Origin of the sequence: Paraburkholderia sp. (assembly GCF_034668105.1) — a bacterium.
GTDB lineage: Bacteria > Pseudomonadota > Gammaproteobacteria > Burkholderiales > Burkholderiaceae > Paraburkholderia.
The window spans coordinates 1-9,163 of sequence record NZ_JAXDPY010000175.1 but is presented as its reverse complement, the minus strand read 5'-3'; the positions used below and the strand labels follow the sequence as shown (position 1 = coordinate 9,163).

At 62.2% G+C, this 9,163-nt stretch carries 9 protein-coding genes; 3 read left to right on the top strand and 6 right to left on the bottom strand.

Annotation, left to right across the window (positions count from 1 at the left end; all coding sequences use genetic code 11):
- From QOC89_RS08295 to QOC89_RS08285, 3 genes are all read right to left on the bottom strand, one after another.
- The coding region (locus QOC89_RS08295) for an ABC transporter permease (RefSeq protein WP_416340374.1) at positions 1 to 416 on the bottom strand (416 nt) is incomplete at its 3' end.
- Positions 417 to 432: 16 nt separating this feature from the next.
- Entirely contained in the window at positions 433 to 1,227 is a 795-nt protein-coding gene (locus QOC89_RS08290) for an ABC transporter ATP-binding protein (protein WP_179740497.1), read from the bottom strand.
- A gap of 67 nt (positions 1,228 to 1,294) precedes the next feature.
- Positions 1,295 to 2,314: an ABC transporter substrate-binding protein gene (locus QOC89_RS08285; protein ID WP_323044585.1), complete on the bottom strand. Its 1,020-nt coding sequence runs from the start codon at positions 2,312 to 2,314 to the stop codon at positions 1,295 to 1,297.
- Between the two features lie 293 nt (positions 2,315 to 2,607).
- Here QOC89_RS08285 and QOC89_RS08280 point away from each other — a divergent pair, with 293 nt between their 5' ends.
- Together QOC89_RS08280 and QOC89_RS08275 are read left to right on the top strand one after the other, a co-directional pair.
- Positions 2,608 to 3,285, top strand: coding sequence for a response regulator (locus tag QOC89_RS08280; protein WP_323044584.1), 678 nt, complete (start codon positions 2,608 to 2,610; stop codon positions 3,283 to 3,285).
- Positions 3,275 to 4,669: a sensor histidine kinase gene (locus QOC89_RS08275; RefSeq protein WP_323044583.1), complete on the top strand. Its 1,395-nt coding sequence runs from the start codon at positions 3,275 to 3,277 to the stop codon at positions 4,667 to 4,669. Before QOC89_RS08280 ends, QOC89_RS08275 begins: the two co-directional genes overlap by 11 nt.
- A gap of 159 nt (positions 4,670 to 4,828) precedes the next feature.
- Here QOC89_RS08275 and QOC89_RS08270 read toward each other — a convergent pair whose 3' ends face one another.
- Positions 4,829 to 5,107: a transposase gene (locus QOC89_RS08270; protein ID WP_323044582.1), complete on the bottom strand. Its 279-nt coding sequence runs from the start codon at positions 5,105 to 5,107 to the stop codon at positions 4,829 to 4,831.
- Positions 5,108 to 5,527: 420 nt separating this feature from the next.
- On the opposite strand from QOC89_RS08270, the gene QOC89_RS08265 reads away from it, so the two are divergent.
- Positions 5,528 to 5,833, top strand: coding sequence for an EAL domain-containing protein (locus QOC89_RS08265; protein ID WP_323044581.1), 306 nt, complete (start codon positions 5,528 to 5,530; stop codon positions 5,831 to 5,833).
- Positions 5,834 to 5,950: 117 nt separating this feature from the next.
- Here QOC89_RS08265 and QOC89_RS08260 read toward each other — a convergent pair whose 3' ends face one another.
- Together QOC89_RS08260 and QOC89_RS08255 are read right to left on the bottom strand one after the other, a co-directional pair.
- Positions 5,951 to 7,219, bottom strand: a complete 1,269-nt coding sequence (locus QOC89_RS08260; RefSeq protein WP_323044580.1) for a methyltransferase family protein — start codon at positions 7,217 to 7,219, stop codon at positions 5,951 to 5,953.
- 323 nt (positions 7,220 to 7,542) lie between these two features.
- Positions 7,543 to 9,159 carry a collagen-like triple helix repeat-containing protein gene (locus tag QOC89_RS08255; protein WP_323044586.1) on the bottom strand — a complete coding sequence of 539 codons (1,617 nt, stop codon included), beginning with the start codon at positions 9,157 to 9,159 and terminating at the stop codon, positions 7,543 to 7,545.
- Positions 9,160 to 9,163 lie beyond the last annotated feature (4 nt).

The window sequence follows — 9,163 nt, the reverse complement described above, 5'->3', positions numbered from 1 at the left end:
CGCGGAATCGAGTTGGCGATCTTGATGTAGAGGCTGAACACGTCGGAGAGCAGCTTGTTGCGGCCGAGCACGATGCCGCAGAACACGCCCGCCACCGAACCGATAATGAAGCCGAGGCCGGTTTCCTCGAGCGTCACCCAGACCTGGGTCAACAGCGGTCCTTGCGACGTGCCGTTCACGAACCAGTCGACGATCTGATCGAAGATCGCCGTCGGCATCGAGAAGAAGAATGGGTCGATCCACTTCAGCCGCGCGGACAACTCCCACCCGCCGAGCACCACCACCAGCACGACGATCCGCAGCGTGATCACGAGCGCATGGCGTTGCCGGATACGTTTTTGCGCGATGCGTTCGACTTGCGCGAGCGAGCTTGCATCGATACCCGAAGGCATCATCTGTTGAGGGGTCGTAGACATGTTTGCCGTTCCTTGATTAACCGATCTGCACTTCTTCGCGCAGGTCATGCCAGATGTCGCGCGAGATTTCGATAAAACGCGGGTCGTAGCGAACCTCCGACGTGACGCGCGGACGCGGCAGATCGATTTCGTACACTTTCTTCAGCGTCGCCGGGCGCGCGGTCAGCACGAACACGCGATCCGCGAGCGCAATCGCTTCTTCGAGATCGTGCGTGACGAACACCACCGAGCCGGCGCCGCCCCACAGTTGCAGCAGTTCATCCTGCATCAGCGTGCGGGTTTGCATGTCGAGCGCCGAGAAGGGCTCGTCCATCAGCAGGATTTCCGGCTTGTTGATGAAGGTTTGCGCCAGTGCCACGCGCTTTCTCATGCCGCCCGACAGTTGATGCGGGTAGTGCTTGCCGAACTTGTCGAGACCGACACGGCGCAACCATTCGTTGGCTTCGTCGTAGGCGGCGGATTTCGAGCGACCGCGATAGAGCGGGCCGGCCGCCACGTTGTCGATCACCGAGCGCCACGGAAACACGGCGTCCGCCTGAAACACAAAGCCGATCCGCGGATCGATGCCGTCCACCGGCGCGCCCATCACGCGCACTTCGCCGGTGGTCGGCTTCAGCAAGCCGGTGATCATGCTGAGCGTGGTCGACTTGCCGCAACCCGTCGGCCCGACCACCGCGACAAACTCGCCGCGCGCCACCGACATGCTGAAGTCGCGCAACGCGATCGTCGCCTTGCCATCCGGAGAAATGAAACGGCACGATACGTTGCGCAGCTCGATGGCGGGCGTATCGCGTGACATGGGTTGATTCATCGGCGGGGGCCTCGCGGTTTGCTTGATGTTGATAGGGCGTTGTTTCGAGGGCGTTGCTTCCAGGGTGTTACTTCGCCGCCGTCTTGACCGCCGCCGACACGTAGTCGTTGGTGTAGGTCTTGGCGAGGTCGATATGCTTACCCTTCACCGAAGGATTGAATGCCGACAGCACCTTCAGGACGGTATCCGGGCCGTCCGCGGGCATCTTGCCGTCCTTCGTGAACATCGGCAGAGAGGCCTTCAGCGCGCCCACGTACAGGTCCTTGTTGTTGCCGTAGTAGTCCTTGGGCATCTTCGCGGCGATCTCTTCCGCGCTGTGCGTGGCGATGAAGTTCAGCGTCTTCGCGAACGCATGCGAGAGCTTGGCCGCGTCGTCCTTGTGCGACTCGGCCCAGGCGCGCTGCACGTAGAAGCTCGAAGCCGGATAGGTGCCGCCGAGCGCGGCGCGCGTGCCTTCCAGCGTGCGCATGTCGACCAGCACCCTGGCGTCGCCGGTCTTCAGCAACTGCGAGACGGTCGGCTCGGTGGTCATGCCGGCTTCGATCCGGTTCTGCTTGATGGCGGCGATAAAGCTGTTGTCCGCGCCCACCGGCAGCAGCGTGTATTGCGTCGACGGCACGCCCGCGCGTTGCGCGAGGTATTGCGTGAGGAAGCTGGTCGACGAGCCGAGGCCGGTCACGCCGAGGGTCTTGCCCTTCGAGTCGGCCATGCTCTTGAACGTGTCCGCTGCCTTGGTGGAGACCATTTCCACTTCACCCGGCACCTGGCCGAAAATCACCAGCGCCTGGATTTCCTTGCCCTTGCTCTGCAGGTCGATGGTGTGATCGTAGAAGCCCACCACGCCTTGCACCGCGCCGGCGAGCAATTCGTTTTCCGCATCCACGCCGGCCGGTTGCGAGAGGATTTCGACGTCGAGGCCTTCGTCCTTGAAGTAGCCGAGCTGTTCCGTGAGCTTGGCCGGCAAATAGATGATCTTGGTGGCGCCGCCGACCATGATCGTCAGCTTCTCGGCATGGGCCGCGGCTGAAGCGGCGGCAAGGGTGAACGCAACACCTGAAACAGCGGCAATCTGGCGCAAGGTACGCATGAAGCAGTCTCCTTAGGTTTGTTCGCCGCGGGGTGCGGAAATGCGGCGCTTTCTGATGAATGACGGGGATTATAAAAACCGGAAACCTTCTGGCAGCTTTCGGGGCAGTGGGCAAATCATGGGTGTTAACCCGAGAATTCACCACAACCTCGTGGCGCCCCCGTGGAAAACCCCATGACGTGTGACGCAAATCACCCACGCCGCGCGCAAGGCCCTTGTTTTACGGCACAATCGGCGTCCTGACTTTTGCCGTTCATTTGCACTCATTTGCCCTCCCACTCGCCGTTCCCGCCATGAAGCTGCTGCTCGTCGAAGACAACCCCACGCTGGCGCACTGGCTCGCGAAGATGCTGGAGCAGGAGGCATTCGCGCTCGACGCCGTGCAGGACGGCGACGCCGCCGACCGCTTGCTGCGCACCAATCACTACGATGTGATCCTGCTCGACCTGAATCTGCCGAAGCTGTCCGGCAAGAACGTGCTGCGCCGTTTGCGCCAGCGCGGCGACGCCACGCCGGTGCTGATCCTGACGGCGAGCGGTTCGATCGATGAAAAAGTGGAACTGCTCGGCGCCGGCGCGGACGATTACCTCGTCAAGCCTTTCGAGGTGCGCGAGCTGATTGCGCGGATCAAGGTGGCGATCCGGCGTCAGTCGCCGTCGAAATCGAGCGAGGTCGTGTGCGGCGATCTCGCGTTCGACATCGACACGCGTCAGTTCACACTGAAGGGCGCGCCGCTGAACGTCACGCCGCGCGAGCGCTCGGTGCTCGAAACGCTGATCCTGCGTTTGGGCAAGACGGTGACGAAGCCGGCACTCGTCGACGCGATTTTCACACTCGCCGACGAGCCGAGCGAGGACGCGGTCGAAATCTACGTTTCACGGCTACGCAAGAAGCTCGACGGCAGTTCGGCGGCGATCGTCACATTGCGTGGGCTGGGCTATCTGCTGCGCAAGAAAGAAGATGACCAATAGCCTGCGCATGCGTCTGCTGTGGTGGCTGCTGCTGCCGCTCGCGTTATACGTGTTCGTTACCGGCAAGGCCGAGTACGACAACGCGCGGCGCACCGCGGATCTTGTGCAGGACAATCAGCTCATTTCATCGGCGCGGATGATCGCCGGCGAAGTGGAATGGGTAGACGGTTTTCTGCGCGTGGACGTGCCGCCCGCCGCGCTGGAAGTGTTCGTGTCGCCGTATCACGATCAGGTGTTCTACAGCGTGAGTGTCGACGATGGCCGGCTGCTGGCGGGCATACCGGATTTTCCGCAACGCGCGCCGCTCTCGCCCGACACGGCCGATCACTACGATGCCGAACTTAACGGCCAGCCGGTGCGGGCGGTCGGCCTGGTACGTCTCATGTACGACAACGGCGCGACGCGCCGCGTGCGGGTCACCGTCGGCAAGACCGTCCGCTCGGGCGATGCGATGGCGCAGCAGTTATGGCAGCCGCAACTCGTGCGGCAGATCGAGATGATCGTGCTGGCGGTCGCACTCGTCTGCATCGGCCTCACCTTTGAACTGCGGCCGCTGATGAAAGTGAAGGAGGACGTGGTCGACCGCGATCCGATGCAACTCGAGCCGATTCGCGTCGAACGCCTGCATACCGAGTTGCGGCCTATCGTCGAAGCGATCAATCAATGCATCGCGCGGCTCGGCGTTCAGGTAGCCGCACAACGGCGTTTTATCGCCGACGCCGCGCACCAGTTGCGTACGCCGCTCACGTTGCTCGGCACGCAGTTGCAGTTCGCGCGTCAGCAGGACGGCCTGAATCCCGCGCTCGACGAAGCGCTCGCCGCCATGCACCGCAGTAACCGTTCGATGGTCGGACTCACCAACAAGCTGCTGTTGCTCGCGCAGGCCGAAGCCGCGGACAACACACAGCTCGCGGTGGAAACGGTCGATCTGGTGTCGCTCGCGATGGAAGTGGCGGAAGATCTTGCGCTGCTCGCGCAAGCCCGCGACATCGATCTGGGCGCGGAGTTGAATGGTCCCGCGCGGGTGGCCGGGCATCGCGGCCTGCTTCAGGCGCTGATCGCCAACCTCGTGGAGAACGCAATCCGCTATACCGGCAGCGGCGGCCACGTCACCGTGGCGGTCAGCGGGTCGGCCGACACCGTCACCGTGTCGGTGCTGGACGACGGCCCCGGCATTCCGGCCGAGTCGCGCAGCCGCGTGTTCGAACCATTTTTCCGGGCGTCGGCGGATACCGACGGAACCGGGCTGGGTCTCGCGATCGTGCGCGAAATCGCGGACGCGCATCACGGTGAGATTGTGCTCAAGCCGGGCGACGGTGGTAAAGGCGTGCACGTGAGCGTCTCGTTTCCGCGTGCGGCGGCGGAAAGACTTCGGGCCGAATAAATCGGCCGTTTCAAATCGGTGGCTTCCGCTTTAAAGGCTGGCGAATCTCACGGTTGTGAAGCGCGCGCAATAGAGCATGGAGGCCGCCCGAAGACTATCCGCGAACCAGTGGTTCGCCTGTGAATCGATACGGCATGCGAAGCAATGCTTGCCAATGATTCAGCAGGTCGAAAGCTCCGAGCCACATAGGGGCAGGCGCTCATTCACCAGGTCTAGCAAGCCTGATCGCTTCCAGGTCATATATCGAAGATAGCAAGTCTGTTGCGGCGGAAAGGTTGCCGGCAATCTGTGCCATTTTTCTTTTGTTTGCAGAACCCAGAGTATTGCGTCGAGAATCTCGCGATCGCTGCGCCGGGGTCGCCCGCGCCCGGACGGAGCCACTGGAAAAAGACTCTGGACACGCGCCCAATCGGCGTCGGTGAGAGGAATCTGGAGCATCTGCTGCCTTGTGTGACTGTGTGGGGTCGCAGTCATTGCATGCTGCGTTGTTGCCGATACTAGTAAATCTTTTTTTTCCGGTCAAACTAAATTGATGCGGCGCGATACCTTAGGTCACCGCTTGTTGCTCGGCAATCTTGTTCGGGATGCTTCATAGCGTTTCTGAGCGCGTGAAAAAGAGATCTCTGATAACGGTGGCTTTCGACTCACTGCGCAATGCAGCCGTAACGGCGGTGCGGAACGCTACGTAACGTTCGCATTCGTACAAACGTTTGCCGATCGACATTACGTTGCCACAGGTTTGATCGTATCGCTGCAAAGTCATTGTTCAATAAGGCTTATCGGTGAGTTTCGCGATTTAGTTGCAAAGTGAACGCATTTATTGGCACGACATGTGCATACTTTTGCGAGGTTAAGAGTTTGCGTTTCCGCCTGTTCACTCTCGACTATGAAAAGCCTGCTTCGCTCGCACTCGACGTGGACACCATCACGCTCGCGCCTGAACTGATGGCAGCGGTGCCAGGTGATCCTCGTGCCTGCGTGGTGATATCGGCGGTACTGGATTTGCTCGACGTGCTTGACGTGCAGGTCGTAGTGAACGGCGTCGAAACCCCGGCGCAGTTGCAATGGTTGAGTTCGTGGCCAAAAGCCCTGGCGCAAGGGTTCCTGTTCTCGCGCCCAAAAGCTGACCTGGCCAGCGTGCTGGTACCAGATTGGGAGCCGTGACCACAGCACAGGACCTTACGTGACATCTTGGGCGCAATACGGTTGAGGCGAGCATCCGCTGTTCGCCGAACGTCGTGTGTGGGTACGCCTTTCATGCGGCTGACGCGAGCGTCTATCTTATTCAAACACACGTCCAATCCTCGCGAACAATCCATTCCTCGCGATCCATTCCGCATAGGCACGATAGTCGGGATCGTTCATCAGATGCCGCTCTTCGGTTTTGGCGCGCAGGAAGTACAACAGGTTCACGGCTACGAGTGCGGCGCAGTGCGTGAATGCGGCGCGCCAGCCCAACGGTTCGATGAACGGCACCGTGACCATCCAGTAAGACAGATTCTTCGTGAGATAGGCGGGATGCCTGGTGAAGCGGTACGGTCCCGAGGTGATGATGCCGCGATTGGTGAGGTTCGAAAATCGCAAGCCGAACGAGATCGTGGAGAGCGCATAGCACAACAGCAAAGCGATAATGACCGTGCCCCAAACCACCCGGACAAGCGGCAGCGAAGCGAGCCAGCTGTCCCACAGTATGGAGCCTTCGTAGTGAATGTACTGGTTTGCGATCAGCGACCAGAATGGCTGATAGCAGATCAGCGCCGCGAGCCAGCCGAGCGTGGTCGGCTCCGCGCTGCGCACGTGACTGTCGAGTATGCGTAGCGTGCACAGATAGCCTACCGTGCCGACCATCAGGTCCATCGCGAACGACAGGTCGTACATGAACCTGAATGTCGCGAGCGAAAACGGCGCGTTCAGCGCGTCGGTCAGCAACGCATTGAGATGATCCGCATTGCCGGCGAGATAGACGATCATCAACGGCAGGAAGAACGCCTTCACCATCCAGCCGGCCAGCATTTCACGCACGGGCCGCCAATTCGCGGGACGTTCGCCGCGAAACAGCAGGCGCGCCCACAGGAGATACGCGTCGTCGACCTCGCGTTGATGCCGGTCCATCCATGCAAAGTAGAACGGCGCCGCGAGGATCACGTACGGCGCGAGCGTGCTGAGCAGCGACCAGAAGGGGTCGTAGAACGCGCCGTGATATTCCGGCAACAGCCAGTAGAGCAGACCGATGCCTGCATAGACAGAGGCCAGCGCGGCAAGACGCAGACCGACTCGCGCGAGGCTCAAGGGCCGCACCGCGTTGGCGGCAAGACCGGCGCTCGGGCGTAGATAGACGCGCGCGACGAATAGCTCGTAGGCGGCGATCGGAACGATGATCGCGAGACAGGCGACGGTGCTGCGCGACGCGCCGTCCAGCGCGGTGCTGTTGCGCAGCAGCCAGAGCGTGACAAGGCCGGCGACGATGCCGGTGAGGCCGATCGAAAACGGCGTTGCCGAGCGCGGACGTGAGTCTTGTAGGCGGGCTACGGTGTCGAAGGTGGAGTGCATGTCATCCTCGTATTCATGACATAAAAGGCGGCCGGGCTTTTTATTTTTTAAGGCCCGGCCGCTGCGCCGAAGTACTGTCGCGAAGCGGTGTAACGAAGTTCTCGCGTGGAACTACTGCAGCGAAATGCTGTTGTAGAAGCACGGCTGCGAGTGCGTTGCAAATGCTGTTGCAGAACTACTGCCGCGAATTGCGATTGCAGACTTACCCCTGCTGCTGCGGCAGCATTACTCCCTCGAATTGCGGCCGCAGAATCACTGTTGCGAATCGCTCCGCGAATAGCTCGGCGAATCGCTGTCGCAACGTCCCTGCCGATTTGCCAGCCTTATTTACTAGCGGCAACCCCGCCAAGCAAACCGCCGACAAGATTCGTCACGGGTGCCAGCGGATTCGTGCTGGTCGAACCGCCGCTGCCGCCGCCCGTCAGACCCGTCACGATGCCGGTGACCGGCGCGAGCGGTGCGCTCTTGCCGGCCGCGCCGCTGACCGTCGACGTGAGCGTCGAGACGAGACCGGTTACCGGTGCAAGCGGTGAACCTTGCCCACCGGCGCCGCCCAGCGTCGAAGTCAGCGTAGTGACGAGACCCGTAACGGGTGCAAGCGGACCGCCTGCGCCCCCTGCGCCACCGAGCGAACCCAGGTTGCCGAGGAGTCCGGTGACCGGCGCGAGCGGATTGCCGCTACCGCCTGCGCCGCCGAGCGAACCCAGCTTGCCGAGCAGTCCGGTGACCGGCGCGAGCGGGTTGCCGCTGCCGCCCGTGCCGCCCAGCGATCCGAGGTTGCCAATCAGACCAGTCAACGGCGGGAGGCCGATACCGCCGCTGCCCGTGCCGCCGAGACCGCCAAGCGGCCCGAGCAGACCCGTGATCGGGCCGAGCGGATTGGTGGTCGCGCCGGTGAACAGTCCGCCGGTGTTCGTGACGGTCTTGCCCAACTGACTCACGACGCCACCGACATCCTTGCCTGTCTGATCGCCGGTCGCGCCCGACACTTTCACGCCGGCCCCGTCGAGTCCGTTGCCGAGTGTGCCGAGCAGGGTGTTGAGCTGCGAGCCCAGACCCGTGGCGTTGCCGATTGTTTGCGTCGTATTCGAGATCGCGGTGGTGATCGGGTTGATCGCCGTGCTGAGTTGCGTCTCGATTTGCTGGACCGGTGCACTGGTGAGGGCCTTGTTCAATCCCGAGCCAGCGGCAACGACGCCGCTGCCCACGCCACCGACGACGCTGCCCAAAGTCGACGTCACCGGCGCGAGCGGCGCGAGCGGCCCGCTGCCGAGGCTCGACACCGCACCGCCGACCGATTTGACGGCGGCGCCGGCATCGGAGACGACGCCGGACGTCGAGGTAAGCGTCGGTCCGAGCGGATTGGTCGAGCTGCCCAAGGTGCCCAGACCGGCGGCTACGCCATTGCCCAGGCCCTTGACGCCGTTGCCGACATCGGTGACTGCGTTGCCGAGATTGGTGGTGGTGGCGCCGTTGATGCCGGGGACGGATGTGCCGCTGATCCTGCTGCCCGTATCGGCGACCGTCGTGCCGACTGCGGTGATGAGATTGCCGCCTTGAGTGACGACATTGCCGATCGGGGTGGAGGATGTGCCTGAAGTTGTGCCGGACGTGGTCCCGGAGGTCGTGCCCGAGGTTGTGCCGGACGTGGTGCCGGAGGTCGTGCCCGAAGTTGTGCCGGACGTGGTACCGGAGGTCGTGCCCGAAGTTGTGCCGGACGTAGTACCCGATGTCGTACCTGATGTACCCCCCGAAGTACCCCCCGAAGTACCCCCCGACGTCCCCCCACCCGAAGTCCCAATGGCCCCGCCCGAAGTTCCTCCGAGCCCTCCCCCACCCTGCCGGCTTCCTGGTGTATTGAGTTTGGAACGGCTTCCATAAAGCGCGTGCAATGTTGTCGCCGCATCTGCGATGGCTTTACGGGGGATTATTTTTTGCATGATG

What these genes read in the sequence shown, in the direction of transcription:
- QOC89_RS08280 (WP_323044584.1), top strand. Translation starts at nt 2,608, where the DNA reads ATGAAGCTGCTGCTCGTCGAAGACAACCCCACGCTGGCGCACTGGCTC.
- QOC89_RS08275 (WP_323044583.1), top strand. Translation starts at nt 3,275, where the DNA reads ATGACCAATAGCCTGCGCATGCGTCTGCTGTGGTGGCTGCTGCTGCCG.
- QOC89_RS08255 (WP_323044586.1), bottom strand. Translation starts at nt 9,159, where the DNA reads ATGCAAAAAATAATCCCCCGTAAAGCCATCGCAGATGCGGCGACAACA.
- QOC89_RS08260 (WP_323044580.1), bottom strand. Translation starts at nt 7,219, where the DNA reads ATGCACTCCACCTTCGACACCGTAGCCCGCCTACAAGACTCACGTCCG.
- QOC89_RS08290 (WP_179740497.1), bottom strand. Translation starts at nt 1,227, where the DNA reads ATGAATCAACCCATGTCACGCGATACGCCCGCCATCGAGCTGCGCAAC.
- QOC89_RS08270 (WP_323044582.1), bottom strand. Translation starts at nt 5,107, where the DNA reads ATGCTCCAGATTCCTCTCACCGACGCCGATTGGGCGCGTGTCCAGAGT.
- QOC89_RS08285 (WP_323044585.1), bottom strand. Translation starts at nt 2,314, where the DNA reads ATGCGTACCTTGCGCCAGATTGCCGCTGTTTCAGGTGTTGCGTTCACC.